The sequence below is a fragment of the Thermomonospora umbrina genome, assembly GCF_003386555.1.
Classification (GTDB): domain Bacteria; phylum Actinomycetota; class Actinomycetes; order Streptosporangiales; family Streptosporangiaceae; genus Thermomonospora; species Thermomonospora umbrina.
The window spans coordinates 2,794,645-2,811,932 of the sequence record NZ_QTTT01000001.1; the positions used below are offsets into that span (position 1 = coordinate 2,794,645).

Sequence of the window (17,288 nt, forward strand, 5' to 3'; positions counted from 1 at the left end):
CGTTGACCGGGCCGTAACCGCCCGATCGGGGGACGTTCGGTCACGCCGCATAAAATCCCCCGGGTGACGTTCCTGAACGGACGCGTCGAGGTGCACGGGCATCGGGGTGCGCGGGGGCTGCGACCGGAGAACACGTTGCCGGGGTTCGCCCACGCGCTGGCCCTCGGCGTCGACGCCGTCGAGCTCGACGTCGGCCTCACCGCCGACGGGGTCGTCGTCGTCCATCACGACCAGGCGCTCTCCCCGGTGACCACCACCGACACGGTCCCGGTCACACCCGGCGACCCGCTGTTCCCCTACGTCGGCCGCGACCTGCGCGACCTCACGCTGGCGCAGGTCAGGACCGTGGACGCCGGGGTCCGTCGGCTTCGCCCCGGGCAGGACGACGACCCGTTCGTGCTCACCCAGCTCCCGCTGCCGGGCACCCGACCGCCGACCCTGGCCGAGGTCTGCGGCCTGCTCCGGGTCGCCGGCGACGTGCTGCCCGCCGTCGAGCTGAAGACCGACCCCGGCTGGCCCGACGACGAGATCACCCGCTTCGTCGCCGCCGTCGCCGAGGTCCTGGACACCCACGGCCTGACCGCGAGCGCCCGCCTGCTGGCCTTCGACTGGCGGGTGCTCACCGAGGCCCGCCGGCTGGTCCCCGAGGCCGCCCGCGTCGCCCTCGTCGAGCGCACGACCCTCGACCCCGCGTGGCTGGCCGGCCTGTCCCCGGACGACGTCACCGCCGCCGCCGTCGCCCTCGACGCCGGCGTCCTGTCACCCGAACGACACCTCGTCACCCCCGACCTCGTCCGCGACGCCCACGGCCTCGGCCTCCCGGTCACCGTCTGGACGGTGAACGTCGCCTCGGAGATGGCCCGCCTCATCGAGTACGGGGTCGACGCGATCGTCACCGACTACCCCGATCGCCTCCGCATCGTCCTGGCCTCCTACGGACTGCCCCTCCCCGAGCCCTGCACGACCGTTCCGTTGCACTGACATTACGGACGGTGTTGCGGCGTCGAGGTAAAAGCACCTCGCGCGGGTGAGGTTTGGTGTCACCATCGTGCCGCTGACCTGTTTCTTTACCTGGCGGATGCCCTCGGTTGGGGCGCTCGTCGCCGTCAACTGCCAGGTTCATCCCGTCATTCGGACGGAATGGGAGTCATCGATGAAGTCACGCGCTCGGCGGACGGGTCTGGCCGCCGCGGCCATCACGACCGGGTTGACCGGTCTCGTCGCCGTTCATCCGGCCTCGGCGGCGCCCGGGGGTCCCGGGGCCCACTTCGAGCGGGTGGCGACGTATCCGGTGTATCAGAACCGTCCGGTCGGGGCCCCGGCCGCGGAGTCGACGGTCGCCGAGATCAGCACGGTGAGCGCGGACGGCCGGACCCTGGTCTACACCGACGCCGTCGGCGGGCGGATCGGCTTCCTGGACATCTCGGACCCGGCGCGTCCGCAGGGCCGTGGAACGTTCTCACTCGGGGCCGACGAGGAGCCCACGTCGGTCACCGTCGTCGGGCCGTACGCGCTGGTCGTGGTGGACACCAGCAAGAGCTTCACCGCCCCGTCCGGGCGGCTCGACGTGCTGCGGGTCGCCGACCGCACCAAGGTGCGCAGCATCGACCTCGGCGGCCAGCCGGACGCGATCGCGCTGAGCGGGGACGGCCGGTACGGCGCGATCGTCATCGAGAACCAGCGGGACGAGGAGGCGGCCGGGGGCGCGCTGCCGCAGACACCCGGCGGGTTCCTCCAGATCCTCGACCTCGGCGGGAAGGCCCCGCAGGCGTGGGCGCTGCGCAAGGTCGCGTTCACCGGCCCCGCCGGCGCGGCGCTGCCGGAGTTCCTGAGCGCCGGCCTGGACACCCCGCAGGATCCCGAGCCCGAGTACGTCGCGGTCAACGACACGGGCAAGGCCGCGGTGACCCTCCAGGAGAACAACGGCGTCGCGATCGTCGACCTGGCCACCGGGAAGGTCGAGCGGGTCTTCTCCGCCGGCCGGGTGACCGTGACCGGCGTGGACACCCAGAAGGACGGGGCGATCGACCTCACCGGCACCGTCAAGGACGCGCCGCGCGAGCCCGACGCCATCGCCTGGATCGACGCGCACACCCTGGCCACCGCCAACGAGGGCGACTGGAAGGGCGGCTCCCGGGGCTGGACGGTCTTCAACGACACCGGCAAGGTGCTGTGGGACGCGGGCAACACGTTCGAGCACCTGGCCGTCCGGTACGGCCACCACAACGACGGCCGCGCGGGCAAGAAGGGCGCCGAGCCCGAGGGCCTGTCGGTGGCCACCTACCAGGGGCGGCGGTACGCGTTCGTCGGCTCGGAGCGCGCCAACTTCGTCGGCGTCTACGACGTGTCCCGTCCGACCGCGCCGAAGTTCGTCCAGTTCCTGCCGACCAACGCCGGGCCCGAGGGTCTGCTGCCGGTGCCGTCGCGGGGCCTGTTCGTCGTGTCCAGCGAGGAGGACAACGCCGGCGCGGGCCTGCGCGCGGGCGTCCAGATCTTCCGCTTGGGCAAGCCCACCGTGCCGGGCCTGGCGGCGTCCAAGCCGATGGGCTGGGGCGCGCTGTCGGGGCTCTCCCCCGTCCCCGGTGACCGGCACGGCCTCTACGCGGTGTCCGACAGCGTCTACAACCCGGCGCAGATCTACCGCATCGACACCCGCAGGACACCCGCCTCCATCACCGGGGCGATCACCGTCACCAAGGGCGGGGCCCCGGTCGCGTACGACGCCGAGGGCATCATCGCCCGGCCCAAGGGCGGCTTCTGGCTGGCCTCCGAGGGCGACCCCGCCGAGAAGCGCCAGAACCTGCTCGTCCGGCTCGACTCCAAGGGCGCGGTGAAGAAGGAGATCCCGCTTCCCGCCGACATCGCCGCCCGCGTGGGCAAGCAGGGCTTCGAGGGCGTCGCGGTGACCGGCGGCGGCTCCCGCGAGCAGGTGTGGGTGGCGTTCCAGCGCCCCCTGACCGGCGACCCGGAGAACGTCGTCCGCGTCGGCCGCCACAGCGTCGCCGACGGCACGTGGACCTGGTACGGGTACCCGCTGGAGCCCTCGGTCTCCGCCGACAACTGGAACGGGCTGTCGGAGCTGATCGTCGCCGGGGACGGCCTCGCGGTCGTCGAACGCGACAAGGCGAGCGGCCCCCTGGCGGCCCACAAGAAGATCTACTCCGTGGCCCTGCCCAAGGGCTCGCCCGCCCCCGGGACGCTGCCCGTTCTGCGCAAGAAGGTCGTCCGCGACCTGCTGCCCGACCTGCGCGGCCTCGGCGGCTGGGTGCAGGAGAAGGTCGAGGGTCTGGCGATCGCGGGCGACGGCCGGGTGTGGGTCGTCACCGACAACGACGGCGTCAAGGACGCGACCGGCGAGACCGTCTTCTTCTCGCCGGGCACCGCGGGACGATTGTTCGGGCGCCGCTGAGACGTGGGGTCGCCTCGGCGCCGTCGGAGGGCAACGCGGATCACCCTCCCCGGCACCGAGGCGGCCTTCGTTCAGGGCCTAGAGCCAGCCGTTGCGGCGGAAGCCGCGGTACAGGACCAGACACGCCATCGCCAGCACGCACAGCACCACCGGGTAGCCGTAGGTGGTGTTGAGCTCGGGCATGTGGTCGAAGTTCATGCCGTAGATGCCGGCGACCGCCGTGGGCAGCATCATGATCGCGCCCCAGGCGGAGATCTTGCGCATGTCCTTGTTGTCGGCCAGCGTCACCTGCGTCATGTGGGCCTGCAGGATCGGGTTGAGCAGCTCGTCGTACGACTCCACCTGGTCGCGCACCCGGGTCAGGTGGTCCTCGACGTCGCGCAGGTACTCCTTGATCTCGGCGGGCACGAACCGCCGCCCCGCCAGGCTGCGCAGCGGCCCCGCCAACGGCCCGACGGCCCGCTTGAGCTGGATGACCTCGCGCTTGAGCCGGTAGATCCGGCGGGACTCGTCGGTCCGGTCGGGGGAGAAGACCGCCTCCTCCACCTCGTCGATGTCCTCTTGGACGGCGTTGGCCACGCACAGGTAGCCGTCCACCACCCGGTCGGCGATGGCGTGCAGCACGGCCGTGGGGCCCAGCGCCAGCCGCTCGGGGTCGTTCTCCAGGCGCTCGCGGACCGCGCCCAGCTCGCCGTGCATGCCGTGCCGCACGGTGACCACGAAGTCGGACCCGCAGAAGATCATGATCTCGCCGGTCTCGACCACGTCGTTGCCGTCCGGCCCCTGCTCGACGTAGCCGACCGTCTTCATCACGAAGAACTGCAGGTCGTCGTACCGTTCCAGCTTGGGGCGCTGATGCGCGTTGACGGCGTCCTCGACCGCCAGCGGGTGGAGGCCGAACACCGGGGCGAGCCGCTCCAGCTCGGCGGCGTCCGGCTCGTGCAGGCCCACCCACACGAAGCCCAGCCCGTCGTTGTTGTCGTCGAGGCGTCCGTCGCGGATCAGCCGTACGGCGTCGGCCACGGTCTCGGTGTCGACGCGCTGTCCGTCGATGTACGCGGCCCAGTCGATCACCGCCGAGTCGCGCGGAACGGGTGTGGGCTCGGGGCGGTGCGGACGTGCCAGCGGCTTGAGCAGTGCCATCGTCGCCCTACGGGGGCGAACTCGGGTCATGGCCATGGGAGGGTCCTTCCCGCCCGGCCACGGTGACGCCGCCGCGCGCTCTCCCTGTCAGCGCGGGGAACGCACGGGTGCCGCGGCCGGACGCCGGCTAGAGGCGGACGGATGAACAGCCGAACCGGAATCACTCGGATCGCTCGGACTGTGAGGGGTCTCTGCCGTACTGCAAGGTTCACCAGGACTCATCCCGACCACCTCCCTTCACTCCTCGGCGCCAAGGCGCGGCGGACGGACCCAAGGATCCGCCAACCGATAGAAAAGACGCCCCAATGGTAGCCCCGGTTCACCGCCGCACGTGTGGCACTCGTCTCCTCCCGCGTTCGGCACCGCGCTAGTCCCTGTGTCAGGCGCCGCGCCAGTCCCCGCGCCAGTCCCCGCGTTAGTCCCTGTGTTGGGCACTGCGCTGGTCCCCACGTTCGGCACCGCGCCGGGGTGCCGGATAGGCTCAGCCGACGTGCGCATCCTCGTCCTCGGCTCGGGCGGCCGCGAGCACGCCATCGCCCGCGCCCTGCACCGCGACCCCACCGTCACCGCTCTCCACGTCGCGCCCGGCAACGCCGGCACGCAGGAGATCGCCGTCAACCACGTGCTGGACCCCGCCGACCCCGTGGCGGTGACCGAACTGGCCGCCCGGCTGCGCCCGGAGCTGGTGGTGGTCGGCCCCGAGGCCCCGCTGACCGCCGGCGTCGCCGACGCGCTCCGCCGCGCCGGGGTCCCCACCTTCGGCCCCGACAAGGCCGCCGCCCGCATCGAGGGCTCCAAGGCGTTCGCCAAGGAGATCATGGCCGCCGCCGGCGTCCCCACCGCCGAGGCCCGCGTCTGCGAGTCCCGCTCCGAGGCCGAGGCCGCCCTCGACTCCTTCGGCCCCCCCTACGTCGTCAAGGACGACGGGCTCGCCGCGGGCAAGGGCGTCGTGGTCACCTCCGACCGCGCCGAGGCCGTCCGACACGCCGAGTCCTGCGGCCGCGTCGTCATCGAGGCGTACCTGGACGGCCCCGAGGTGTCGCTGTTCGCGCTGAGCGACGGCGACACGGCCGTGCCGTTGCTGCCCGCCCAGGACTTCAAGCGCGCGTACGACGACGACGAGGGGCCCAACACGGGCGGCATGGGGGCCTACACGCCTTTGCCTTGGGCCCCCGCCGGTCTGGTGGACGAGGTCATGTCCACCGTCGTGAACCCCACCATCGAGGAGCTGCGCCGCCGCGAGACCCCGTACGTGGGCGTCCTGTACGCGGGCCTGGCCCTGACGTCCCAGGGCGTACGCGTCGTGGAGTTCAACGCCCGTTTCGGCGACCCGGAGACCCAGGTCGTCCTCGACCGCCTGGCCACCCCTCTGGCGTCGTTGCTGCAGTCGTGCGCCATCGGCGGCCTGGACCCGATGACCCGCCTGGAATGGCACCCGGGGGCCGCCGTCACCGTCGTGATCGCCGCCGAGGACTACCCCGCCTCTCCGGTGAAGGGCGACCTCATTTCGGGCCTGGCCGAAGCGTCCGCCGTGCCCGGGGCGTACGTGCTCCACGCGGGCACGACGGTGGACTTCGAGGGCCGCACCGTCTCGAACGGCGGCCGGGTCCTCAACGTCGTGGGCACGGGCCCCGACCTCGCCTCGGCTCGCGCCACCGCGTACGACGCCGCGTCCCGGATCCGTCTGCGGGGCTCTCATCACCGAACCGACATCGCCCTCAAGGCGACTCGGGGTCTGTGAGATCTCGGGGGCATCGCCGAATGCGGATGCCCCCGGCCGCAACCATCGGCGGGGTGCGTCGCCGGGCCCGCGCGTCCCGCCGTTCGGGGCCGAGGGAAGGCGGGAGGGGCCTGGAGCGCGTCGCAACCGCCGAAGGCCGGGGGCCTCAGGTGCCGATGGGCCAGCTCATGCGGATTTGGACGCCCTTGGGCGTCGTCGCTATCTCGACGTCGTCGGCGAGGCCCGCGATGACCGCGAGGCCCAGTTCCGCGACGTCCTCGGCCAGGCCCAGATCGGCGGCGCTCTCGGAGAAGTCGCGTTCGTCTCGTTCTGCGGGGGACGCGGTGGGCGCCGCGCCGAGGGTGGCCGTGCCCGCCGCGTCGTCCCCAGGCACCGAGTCGTCGACGACGACCTCGAAGCGGCGGCCGTTGCCGCTCAGCTCCAGCCGTACGGGTTCGTCCGGGCAGTGCCGTCGGTGGGCCTCGACCGCCCGTGAGCACGCCTCACCGACCGCCAGCCGCACCTCGTCCAGCAGCGTCTCCGCCACGCCGCTGCGCCGGGCCACTGCGGTGACGATCAGTCGCGCCGTCCGTACGTGTACGGGCAGCGCACTGAACGAGACCTCAACCGTCGCCATCTCGGGGGCCGTCTCGCGTGCAGCCGTTACTTCGCGCTCTTACGCTTCTCCTGGGCCTCTTCGATCGAGTCGTGGATGCCGAAGACCTTGGTCAGACCGGTGATCCGGAAGATCTTCAGGATGCGCTCCTGGGTGCACACCAACTCCAGCGACCCGTCGTGGGCCCGGACCCGCTTGAGACCGCCGACCAGCACGCCGAGACCGGTCGAGTCGAGGAACTCGACCTTCTCCATGTCCACGAGGAGGTGGAACTTGCCCTTGTTGACCAAGTCGATCAGCTTCTCGCGAAGCTTCGGCGCCGTGTAGACGTCGATCTCGCCCTCCACGTTGATGACGGTGAGGCCATCGTCGGTGGTGTAGTCGTTCACCTTCAGGTCCACAGATCCTCCAGCGCCGTGCCGCATTGGTCCGGGGCAACGGAACCCCGCCGTGATTCAACCACGACCCGACGTTACGCACGCGCGATTCCGTCAGGGTGGCGGCCTCTTCGGACCACCCCGCCACCGCCATCCGCACATCCGCTGACCTGCGCGAGTGACCGACCGGCCGGGGCGGGCCCGACAGGAGGGCAGGGGGTACCGACGTCGCCGCCAGGACGTATCTCCCCGTTGTGCCCAGGATGTCAGACTGGAAACCTGTGTCCTCACAAAGATCTCTCACCCCGGACCCCCGAGGCCGCGACGATCCCGCCCCGGGCGGCGGCCGTCTCCTCGCCCGGCTGCTCGCCGACCCGCGGCGCCGCGGCCGGATCACCCATGTCCAGCACGTTCCCGCACGTCGGGGACGTCGCGCCGAGTGGCCCGCCTGGGTCCCCCGACTGCTGATCGACCGGTTGGCCCTGGCCGGGATCGACGCCCCGTGGGAGCACCAGGTCACCGCCGCCGAGCACGCCCGCGCCGGCCGTTCAGTGATCATCGCCACAGGCACCGCCTCGGGCAAGTCGCTGGCCTACCTGATGCCCGCGCTGTCCGCCGTCCTCGGCGAGGAGCCGACCTCGGCGCAGGGGACGGTGCTGTACCTCTCCCCCACCAAGGCGCTCGCCGCCGATCAGCTCCGGTCGCTCCGGGGGCTGCGGCTGACCAGGCTGCGGGCGGCGACCTACGACGGCGACACACCCGCCGACGAGCGCGGGTGGGTCCGGCAGTACGCCGACTACGTGCTCACCAACCCCGACATGCTGCACCGTTCGATCCTTCCGGGGCATGCCCGCTGGTCGGCGTTCCTGCGCAGGCTGCGGTACGTGATCATCGACGAGGCGCACGGGTATCGGGGCGTCTTCGGGTCCCATGTGGCGCAGGTGCTGCGCAGGCTGCGGCGGATCTGCGCCCGGTACGGCGTGTCGCCCGTCTTCATCCTGGCGTCCGCCACCACGGCCGAGCCCGCCGAGACGGCACGACGGCTGACCGGGGTCCCGGTGGAGGCCGTCGCCGACGACGCCTCCCCCCGGGCCGCCGCCTCGTTCGCGCTGTGGGAGCCCCCGCTGACCGACCTGCGCGGCGAACGCGGCGCGCCCGTACGCCGCTCCGCGACCGCCGAGGCCGCCGACCTGCTCGCCGACCTGGTCGTGGAGGACGTGCAGACGCTGGCGTTCGTCCGTTCGCGGCGGGGGGCCGAGTCGGTCGCCCTCAGCGCGCGCCGGGCGCTGGACGAGGTCGCGCCGGAATTGTCCGGGCGTGTCGCGGCGTACCGGGCCGGCTACCTGCCCGAGGAACGGCGCGCCCTGGAGTCGGCCCTGCGCGCCCGCGAGATCGTCGGCCTGGCGTCCACCAACGCGCTGGAGCTGGGTGTGGACGTCTCCGGGCTGGACGCCGTCCTGGTGTGCGGCTGGCCCGGCACCCGCGCGTCCCTCTGGCAGCAGGCCGGACGGGCCGGACGCGCAGGTCAGGAGGCGTTGGCGGTGCTGGTGGCCCGGGACGATCCGCTGGACACGTTCCTCGTCCACCATCCCGAGGCGATCTTCGGCACGCCCGTCGAGGCCACCGTGCTCGACCCCGACAACCCGTACGTGCTGGAACCCCACCTCTGCGCCGCCGCCGCCGAATCACCGCTCACCGAGGCGGACATCGAGCTGTTCGGCCCTGTCACGGCTCATGTGCTTCCGGATCTGGTCCGCCGGGGCCTGCTACGCCATCGTGCGACGGGTTGGTACTGGACCCGCCGCGAACGGGCGACCGACCTCGCCGACATCCGGGGGGCGGGCGGCACTCCGATCCAGGTCGTGGAGGCGTCCACCGGTCGGCTGCTCGGCACGGTGGACGAGGCCTCGGCGCACACCACCGTTCACGAAGGCGCGGTCTATCTGCACCAGGGCGAGTCGTTCCTGGTGCAGACCCTCGACCTCGACGACTCGGTGGCGCTGGTCGACCCCGCCGAACCCGACTACACGACCACCGCGCGCGACGTCACGGACATCCGCATCATCGAGACGCTCCGCACCTCCTCCTGGGGCCGGGCCACCCTCTGCTTCGGCACCGTCGAGGTCACCCGGCAGGTCGTGGCCTACCAGATGCGGCGTCTGCAATCGGGCGAGATGCTGGGCGAGAAGCCCCTCGACCTGCCGCCCCGCACCCTCCGCACCAGAGCGGTGTGGTGGACGCTCGCCAACGAACAACTGAACGAACTGGGCACCCCAGGCGCCGGCCCCGGGCTCCCAGCGGGCGACGCCCGGGGGCCCCGTGTCTCTGCGCCGGGCCTCGCGCCGTCTTCTGAGCCTCCTTCCCGGGCCGGCCGTGGGGTTGGACCGGCTCCCGACCTGAGAGCAGCCTCCGACCCGACACCTGAGCCGGTCCCTGCACCCGACGCCGCACTGGAACCGGAGCCTGGCCTCATACCGACGCTTGATCCGGAGACGAGCCCCGGCCTCACGTCGACCTCGGCCTCCGACCTCCACTCCCAAACGGGCGAGGCAGTTCAGCCGGACACCGGCCTCGTGACAGGCTCCGGGCCGAGTCCAGAGCAGGAGTCGAGACCTGTGCTCGCGCCCGACTCCGCTTCCCCACCAGGGACTGGCCTCGCACCGACGCTGGAGCCGGAGACGAGTCCCACTTTTAGGCCGGACCGCGATTCGACACCGAGGCTCGGTTTCTCGTCGCGTGCCGCGTCGGACTCCGGACGGGAGCCGAGGGCCGGTTTCGTACCGACGCCGCGGACGGAGCCGGGTGTCGGGGCGGGTCTCGACCTGGACCTTCCTGGGGCCGCCCATGCCGCCGAGCATGCGTCGATCGGTCTGCTGCCGCTGTTCGCGACCTGCGATCGGTGGGACATCGGCGGCGTCTCGACGGCCTGCCATCCCGACACGGGGTTGCTCACCGTGTTCGTCTACGACGGGCACGAGGGTGGCGCGGGGTTCGCCGAACGGGGCTACTCCGATGCCGCCGCATGGCTGCACGCCACCCGCGACGCCATTCTCGCCTGTGAGTGCGAGGCCGGCTGCCCCTCGTGCATCCAGTCCCCCAAGTGCGGAAACGGCAATGATCCCCTCGACAAGGGCGGCGCCGTCGTCCTCCTCGACGCGCTGCTCCGGGACGTGCCAAAGGTCACGAAGACGTAGCGCCCGATTTGTGAAGGGTCTACCCTCCGTCGGGAACGAAGATCTTCCGGATCCCGCCCCGGAGGGGAGCCCCTCATTGTGATCTTCCTTGGTCTCATCATCACCGCCGTGGCCGTGACCTGCGGCGCCGTCGTCATCAGCGAGAACAACGACACGGCCCGACTCACCGCCTTCGGCGAGAACATCCCCGGCGTCACCGCCGAATGGCACGCCTTCCTCGCCGGATCCCTCGTGGCCACCGTCTTCATGGCCGGCCTCACCGTCCTCCTGCTGGGCGTCAGCCGTTCGGTACGCACCCGACGCGAGCTGCGCTACCTCCGCGAGGAACACGAGGAGTCGATCACCACCCTCGAGATGGAGAAGCGCCAACTCCAGCGCGAACTGGCCCGCATCCGCCGCGAAACCGGCCCTCAGCCGGCCATGACCGGCCCGACACCACCACACCAAACCGTCGCCCACTAGCCACACGAACACACCCGACCCAGGCGAAGCCCTCCTCGCGCGGCGCACACGTACCGGCGCCCACAGACCCGCCGACATCAACCCACCGAGCGTCCCGCCGACTCCGATTCCCTCGTCACCATCGGCCACCCCACGGCACCTGCCACCCTGTCGCCGTCGGCCGCCGTGCCGGCATCGGCCGCCGCAGCCATGCCGCTTTCTGCCGACGCGGCATTGGTGCCAGTCACCACGCGGGTGTGTCCGGTCGCGTCAACGTGTGCGTGTCGATGTGAGGGTCAGCCAGCGCGGCGCGACACGGCGTCGGTGTCAGTCACCACGCGGATGTCTGCCGTCGCGTCCCCGTGTGGGGTGTCGATGTGAGGCTCTGCCGTCGCGGCGGGGCGCGACGTCGGCGCCAGTCACCGCGTGGATGTCTGCGGTCGCGTCACCGTGCGGGTGTCGATGTGAGGGCTGCCAGCGCGGCGCGACGCGACGTCGGTGTCAGTCACCCCGTGGGGTATCTGCCATCGCCTCGGCGGCACCGGTCACCACGCGGGTGTCTGCGGTCACGTCAACGTGTGGCTGTCGATGTGAGGGCTGCCAGCGCGGCGCGACACGGCGTCGGTGTTAGTCACCCCGTGGGGTATCTGCCATCGCGGCGCCGTCTCGACGTGGGTCGCCGTCTCGATGTGGGTCGCCGTCTCGATGTGGGTCGCCGTGCCGGTGCCGGTGCCGGTTGCCGTGTCGTACCGGTCGCCGCGTCGGTGCCGGTCGCCGTACCGTCGCGTCGCCGTGTCGGTGACCGCCAGCGTGTGCTTTCCTCCGGTCAGCTCTTCCCCTTGGTGGCGTGGTTCGCACGGTGCCTGCCACGCTGTCGCCGCCCGCCGTAACGACATGGGTCGCCGCAGCCATGCCCTTTGTCTGCCGTCGCGGCGTCGGTACCAGTCGCAGCGCGGATGTCCGCCGTCGCGTCAACGTGTGGGTGTCCGCGGTCGCTTCGCCGTGTGGGTGTCGGACGCCGTGTGGGTGTCGCGCCATGCCGTCGCGTCGCCGTGTCGTGTCGGTGTCACGCCGTGTCGGTACCGGCCGCCGTGCCGGGTCGCCGCAGCCAAGCCGTTGTCTGCCGACGCGTCGCGGTGTCGGTGTCGGTCGCAGCGCGGATGTCTACCGTCGCGTCGCGTCAACGTGTGGCTGCCTGCGGTCGCTTCGCCGTGTCGGTGTCGGTCGCCGTGCCGGGTCGCCGCAGTCATGCCGTTGTCTGCCGACGCGTCACGGTGTCGGTGTCGGTCACCGTGCCGGTGTCTACCGTTGCGTCAACGTGTGGGTGTCTGCGGTCGCTTCGCCAGGTGGGTGTCGATGTCAGTGGCTGCGTCGCGTCGCCGTGCCGATGTCGGCCGTCGTGCCGGCGCCGGTCACCGTGCCGATGTCGGCCACCGTGTCGTACCGGTTGCCGTGTCGGTGCCGGCCACCGTGTCGTGCCGGTTGCCGTGTCGGTGCCGGGCGCCGTGCCGTCGCGTCGCCGTGTCGGTACCGCCGGCGTGTGCTTTCCTCCGGTCGGCTCTTCCCCTTGGTGGCGTGGTTCGAGCCGCACGGTGCCTGCACCCTGTCGCCGCCAACCGCCGTGACAGCATCGGTCGCCGCTGCCATGCCCTTGTCCGCCGTCGTGTCGCCGTGTCGGTGCCGGTCGTCGCGGGCTTTCCCGGTCGGCTCTTCGGTCTGGTGGCGTGGTTTGAGGTGGTCGTATCCGCTGCCCGCTTGCTCCCATGTAGGTGCCTCACGGGTGTCGTGGGCGTCCGTGGAACTGCGGTAGGGGCAGGTCCGCTGCGGAGGAGCGTGAGCCGCTAGTCGGCGCGAGGCTGGGGGCGGGCCGGGGTGTGGCGGTCCTTGGGGTGCGGGCGTTGGGAGCCCTCGGTTCCGTTCGATCGGCGTTGGGCGGGGCCGGGGAACGAGGGCTTGGCGGAAGAGCGCGGTGAGGTCGAGCTCCGTGATTGGGGGCCTGGTGCGGCGGCGGACGAGGTGCCGGGGCCGCTGGGCCTGGTGGCCGTTCCAGCTTGGGGTGTGGTGGCTGGGGACTTGAGTTGTGCGAAGGATTGAGCGCGGGCGATGCGTTCCCGCGTCCTCGTGACACGGGTCCGCCCCGTGCCGCTCATGGCGATCCTGGCCGCCATCCCTCGGCTGTTGACCGCCGTCTGGGCGACGCGCATACGGCGAGTCCAAGTGCCCAAGTGGGCCGCGACGATCAGCAAGACCAGGGCCAAGGCCACGCTCTTGCCCCACTGGAGGTCCGCCAGCGCGGGGCCCGCGCCGCCAAGGTCCTCCTCCGCCACGACGGGTGCCGGGTAGGCGAATCCGGGAGTCGCACCGTCGGGCTGGACGCTGGGCAACGTGATCGGCGAATCATGGTTGAACGGCGTCAGCGGCGTACCGCCACCCTGGCCGTCGCGGTCGCGCGGGGTCAGTGCGCCGTTGTCGCCGTCGTTTCCACCGCCTCCGCTGCCGCCGTTATCGCCGCCGCCATCGCCGCCGCCGCTGGGGGCGTCGGGGAGATTCACGGAGTCCGACGCGGCACCGGACGACACGGAGCCTCCGGTCCCATCGGGCCGAAGAGAACGGATGCTGACGGTCGACGATCCGGTGTCGTCCTTGCCGAGGGTGAACTTGGACGAGCAGGTCGACCCCGAACAGAGGCTCCCCGGAGACCCGGACTTCGAGCCCAACCCGCTCGCGCTCACCGAATAGCCGGAGAGGTCGGCCTCTGGTCCGAGGTTCCATGTGACGGAGAGGGTGCGTCCCGACACCTTCGCCGATACGCCGGATGGACGTGCCGGTGGGATGCGCACGGTGACCGTGTTCGTGTCGTACGTCTGGGAACGGCGCACCAGGCGGACCGTGTACCGGCCGTTCTTGCGGATGCCGAAGGAGCCGGACACGGTGCCCCGGAGGAGACCACCGCTCGCCAGCAACTGGTCGCCGCCGCCGGGAGTGGAGACCCGTAGCTGGACGCCGCCGAGGAGCACCTGCTTGTAGGTGGCGTTCGCGGTGAGCTGGGACCCGCTGGTGATCACGGCGCCGTTGGCCGGAGAGGTGATCTCGCCGCTGGCCGCATGCGCGGTCGTCGGTGTCGCAACGAGCGTGATGCCGGTCGCAAGAGGGGTCGCGATGAGCAACGCACCAAGCCTGCGCATCCTCGCCACGGTGGCTATCCCTTCAACGTACGGTCTTGCGGCGCCCCTCCGCCGGTGGATCACAGAGTCGCTGCCATCCCCGGGTACCGGCGCGCTTACTGCAGCGTAACGTACCGGCAGGTAAGGGAAATCACAGGAGCATGACGAACGAACGGCTGGTCAGACGCCGTCCTGGTCGACATCATGCTCCGCACATCCGGACACCAAGCTATTGACACTTCGTACAACGAATGTCCTGATGGTCTAACTTACGCAATGCCTGGGTTTGAGGACCAGCCCTGGCACGGGAAACGAGCCGTACCCTCCCCAGCGGTGCCGGCAATCGAACGGTCATCGCCACCCGGACATCGGCCAGCGCCCCTTGCACCACGCACGAGGCCAACCGCCCGCCGGCCCCTTCGGCGATTTGGGCGGCCTGACGGCACGCGCCCTGCTGTCCCTCACCCGCCGTCGCGGCGGCGGCCAGCGCAGCGAGATCCGCCGCCGCATGGGCCCGATGCCGCGCCACCCGAACGCCTCCGGCGGTGAGCACGGCCACGCCGAACACCCAGATCAGTGCCATGAAAGCCAAGACCCAGATCGTCCCCGCCCCCCTGTCACCTCGTCCTCGACCCCGTCCATGCCCACGCTCACGTCCCATGAACACGCCTCCGTTTACGGCCATGCTGTTAACCACGGCCTCCACTGACCACATCTCAGCTCTCCTTGGAAGAAGCGTCGTTCAGTTGCGGAGCCCCCTCCATCCCGCTGCGGCTTGCATCGACCTGGGACACACCACCCCTCGCCACACCACCCCTTGGAGCAACTCGGACACTCCTCGGCCCACCCCGTCGGCAAAATCGGCTCCGCCGTGCCACTTCACCGACCTCGGCTACTTCCAGGCCACCGTGCGCGGCCGGCCAGACCCCGCACCGTGCCACCTCACGTACGTGGACTACTTGCAGGCCACCGCGCAGGCCCGGCCATGCCCCCGCCGCGCCACCTCTCGGAGCTAGGGCTACTAACAGGTCGCTGTGCAGGGCTTAGCCAGGCCCGCCGTGCCACCCCTCAGCCGCGCCAACTCCAAAATCGCGGTGCGCACCCTGGCCTGGCATCCGTGCCGCCCCGCCCGTCGCGCCAACTTGCAGATCGCCATACGCAGCCTGGCCAAGCACCGCCGTGCCATCTCTCCTGCCGTGCCCCCCTCCTGCCGCGCCACCTCTCCTGCCGTGCGACCTCTCCTGCCGCGCCCCCCTCCTGCAGTGCGGCCTCTCCTGCCGCGCCATCTCTCCTGTCGCGCCAGCTTCCAGGTCACCGCGCTCGGCCCGGCCCCACGGCCGCGTCAACTAGAGAGTCGCCGCAGGCAGCCTGGCCAGGCCCAGCCGCGCACCTCGCCCACCGCGCCAGTTTCCAGGTCGCCGTACGCGGCCTGGCCAGGCGCCGCCGTACCGACCCACCCGCCGCGCCAAATTGAAAGTCGCTGTGCTCGCCCGAGCCCAGCGCCTCGTGCCACCTCGCCCGTCGCGCCAACTTGCAGGTCGCCGTACGCGGCTTGGTTAGGCCCCGCCGTGCCACTCTGGTCCGCTGGCGCCACCTTTGAGGTCACCGTGCGCGGCCCGCCACCTTGCCCGCTCCCCGATCAACTGTGCAGGGGCCTTGCCAGTCCCCTGCTGTGCCACCTCATCGGTCTAGGCAACACCGAGCCCTGCACCACCGAGGCGACGACCGGAGCTTCCCTCGCCGCACGCACCACCAGCGACGGCACTGGCCGCCGCGACACCACGCCCGGGCACCACGATTCGAAAAGACGGTCCTCATCGTGCGGCCGGTTGCGGGCACGCTGCCCGAGCGTGGTGTGTCGCCGATCCGGTGAGAACGGGAAGCTTAAGCAAGGCCGCCCTTCGGTTTCAGGGGAAGCGGCATGACGCTGGAGGCTCCGCGAAGCCGTCGCCAGGGTTTGTGGTACGGCCCTGTCATGGCTTGGGGCTCCGTGACGACACCGGGCTCGGTGGTGGCAGTGGCTTTGGCTCGAAGGACCACCGGGGGTAGACCCGTGGAGACGGGTGCGCGTACTCGTACTGTGACTGCGACCTCCGTGATTTCCTTGGTGCGGCGAACCTCGACCGTGGAGCCGTCGGGTGAGGCTCTCGCGACAACGGTTCGGACGGCTGACAGGGGCTCGCCTCTGGCGGCGGCGCGGGCACCGGTGCGTGCCGCGTCGACGATGGACATTTGGGCATCCCCGAGGGCCACACCCCATAGCGCCGCGACCGTCACCAGCAGCAGCGCAGGAAGTGCGACCGCGATCTCCACAGTTGCGAAGCCCGCGTCGTGCGACTGCATGGAGGGCTGCGCTTGGGTCGTACGGAACCAAGGTGGGGGGCGGAGACGACACGGGCGGGTGGGTGAGTGCGCCCTCCTGCGGCTTCGGGGGCGTCGGGGCGCGGGCGGTCGGCCAGGTCGGTGGGACATGCGGTCACCCGGCCAACTGGAGGGCGTCCCGGATGATGCCTAAGAGCAGATCCTTCACCTCCGAGCTGGTGACGATCTTGAAGAGAATGCCTGCGAACGCCGCTGCGGCGACGGTCCCCACGGCGTACTCGGCTGTGGACATGCCGGCGTCGCCGGTGGATCGGGATCGACGGCGTAGCACTTCGCTCGTCCTCTGCATCTGCGGTCTCCCTCCGGATTCGGGGGTCGTTCGTTCTTCTGGACCAACTTTGGAACGTGAGGAGAGACAAGAAAAGCCGAACGGCGTTCTGGGGAAAACCAGCCGAAGCACCTCGCGTGGAAGCCTCCGGTGGATCACAGGGCCACCATGGCCATCCCGTGGGAGCGGCCTCGCTGGGGGGCGTGACTGCGTGCGTCGATGCAAAGAGAGTCGACCTTGTTCAGCCAAGCCGTCTCGAAGGTGTCCTCGGCGGCAGGCGGCCCGCCTGGTCGTCCACTTGCCGAGCTGCGGCTGCACCATCGCGATGATCGCCGAGCTGACCTCGGCCGGGGAGCACGGTCACCGCCAAGAGGGACGGTTGGTTGCCGCTTGCAAATACGTAAGGTCGTGGAGGGCGATTTTCGCGCCGGCGGCGCTCGGGCCTACCGGGGATTCCCTCCGGCGGCCAAGTGGCATCGCCTACGTCACCATCTCGCCGAGACGTCTCGGTCTCGACGGCTCATATGGTGACCTGCCGGCCAGCTCCTGGCGGGCATCTCTTCACTTCTGTGCA

The 17,288-nt window shown here is 71.1% G+C and carries 12 protein-coding genes; 5 read left to right on the forward strand and 7 right to left on the reverse strand.

The genetic code is table 11. The annotated features are described in order from the left end of the window. Positions 1-63 precede the first annotated feature (63 nt). A complete protein-coding gene (locus DFJ69_RS12390; protein WP_245974288.1) occupies positions 64-981 on the forward strand; it encodes a glycerophosphodiester phosphodiesterase family protein in 918 nt (305 codons plus the stop codon). A gap of 172 nt (positions 982-1,153) precedes the next feature. Continuing rightward, a complete protein-coding gene (locus DFJ69_RS12395; RefSeq protein WP_116022620.1) occupies positions 1,154-3,409 on the forward strand; it encodes an esterase-like activity of phytase family protein in 2,256 nt (751 codons plus the stop codon). 78 nt (positions 3,410-3,487) lie between these two features. On the opposite strand, the gene DFJ69_RS12400 is transcribed toward DFJ69_RS12395, so the two are convergent. After that, positions 3,488-4,588, reverse strand: a complete 1,101-nt coding sequence (locus tag DFJ69_RS12400) for a magnesium and cobalt transport protein CorA (RefSeq protein WP_116022621.1) — start codon at positions 4,586-4,588, stop codon at positions 3,488-3,490. A 454-nt stretch (positions 4,589-5,042) separates the two neighbouring features. On the opposite strand from DFJ69_RS12400, the gene purD reads away from it, so the two are divergent. After that, entirely contained in the window at positions 5,043-6,293 is a 1,251-nt protein-coding gene (purD, locus tag DFJ69_RS12405; RefSeq protein ID WP_116022622.1) for a phosphoribosylamine--glycine ligase, read from the forward strand. 145 nt (positions 6,294-6,438) lie between these two features. On the opposite strand, the gene DFJ69_RS12410 is transcribed toward purD, so the two are convergent. Both DFJ69_RS12410 and DFJ69_RS12415 read right to left on the reverse strand, forming a co-directional pair. Continuing rightward, positions 6,439-6,909: an ATP-binding protein gene (locus DFJ69_RS12410; protein WP_116022623.1), complete on the reverse strand. Its 471-nt coding sequence runs from the start codon at positions 6,907-6,909 to the stop codon at positions 6,439-6,441. A 26-nt stretch (positions 6,910-6,935) separates the two neighbouring features. Continuing rightward, complete coding sequence (locus DFJ69_RS12415; RefSeq protein WP_116022624.1) at positions 6,936-7,289, reverse strand: STAS domain-containing protein; 354 nt, start codon at positions 7,287-7,289, stop codon at positions 6,936-6,938. A 239-nt stretch (positions 7,290-7,528) separates the two neighbouring features. On the opposite strand from DFJ69_RS12415, the gene DFJ69_RS12420 reads away from it, so the two are divergent. Continuing rightward, entirely contained in the window at positions 7,529-10,459 is a 2,931-nt protein-coding gene (locus tag DFJ69_RS12420) for a DEAD/DEAH box helicase (protein WP_116022625.1), read from the forward strand. A gap of 78 nt (positions 10,460-10,537) precedes the next feature. Then, positions 10,538-10,921 carry a hypothetical protein gene (locus tag DFJ69_RS12425; RefSeq protein WP_116022626.1) on the forward strand — a complete coding sequence of 128 codons (384 nt, stop codon included), beginning with the start codon at positions 10,538-10,540 and terminating at the stop codon, positions 10,919-10,921. 1,820 nt (positions 10,922-12,741) lie between these two features. Here the strand turns inward: DFJ69_RS12425 and DFJ69_RS33740 are convergent. The 4 genes from DFJ69_RS33740 to DFJ69_RS12460 form a co-directional block, all read right to left on the reverse strand. Next, positions 12,742-14,085, reverse strand: a complete 1,344-nt coding sequence (locus tag DFJ69_RS33740) for a hypothetical protein (RefSeq protein WP_147312280.1) — start codon at positions 14,083-14,085, stop codon at positions 12,742-12,744. Positions 14,086-14,293: 208 nt separating this feature from the next. Further along, positions 14,294-14,779, reverse strand: a complete 486-nt coding sequence (locus DFJ69_RS12450; protein ID WP_116022631.1) for an Rv3654c family TadE-like protein — start codon at positions 14,777-14,779, stop codon at positions 14,294-14,296. Between the two features lie 1,169 nt (positions 14,780-15,948). Then, positions 15,949-16,536 carry a TadE family type IV pilus minor pilin gene (locus DFJ69_RS36150; protein ID WP_342769856.1) on the reverse strand — a complete coding sequence of 196 codons (588 nt, stop codon included), beginning with the start codon at positions 16,534-16,536 and terminating at the stop codon, positions 15,949-15,951. A gap of 4 nt (positions 16,537-16,540) precedes the next feature. After that, positions 16,541-16,735: a DUF4244 domain-containing protein gene (locus DFJ69_RS12460; protein ID WP_116022632.1), complete on the reverse strand. Its 195-nt coding sequence runs from the start codon at positions 16,733-16,735 to the stop codon at positions 16,541-16,543. Positions 16,736-17,288 lie beyond the last annotated feature (553 nt).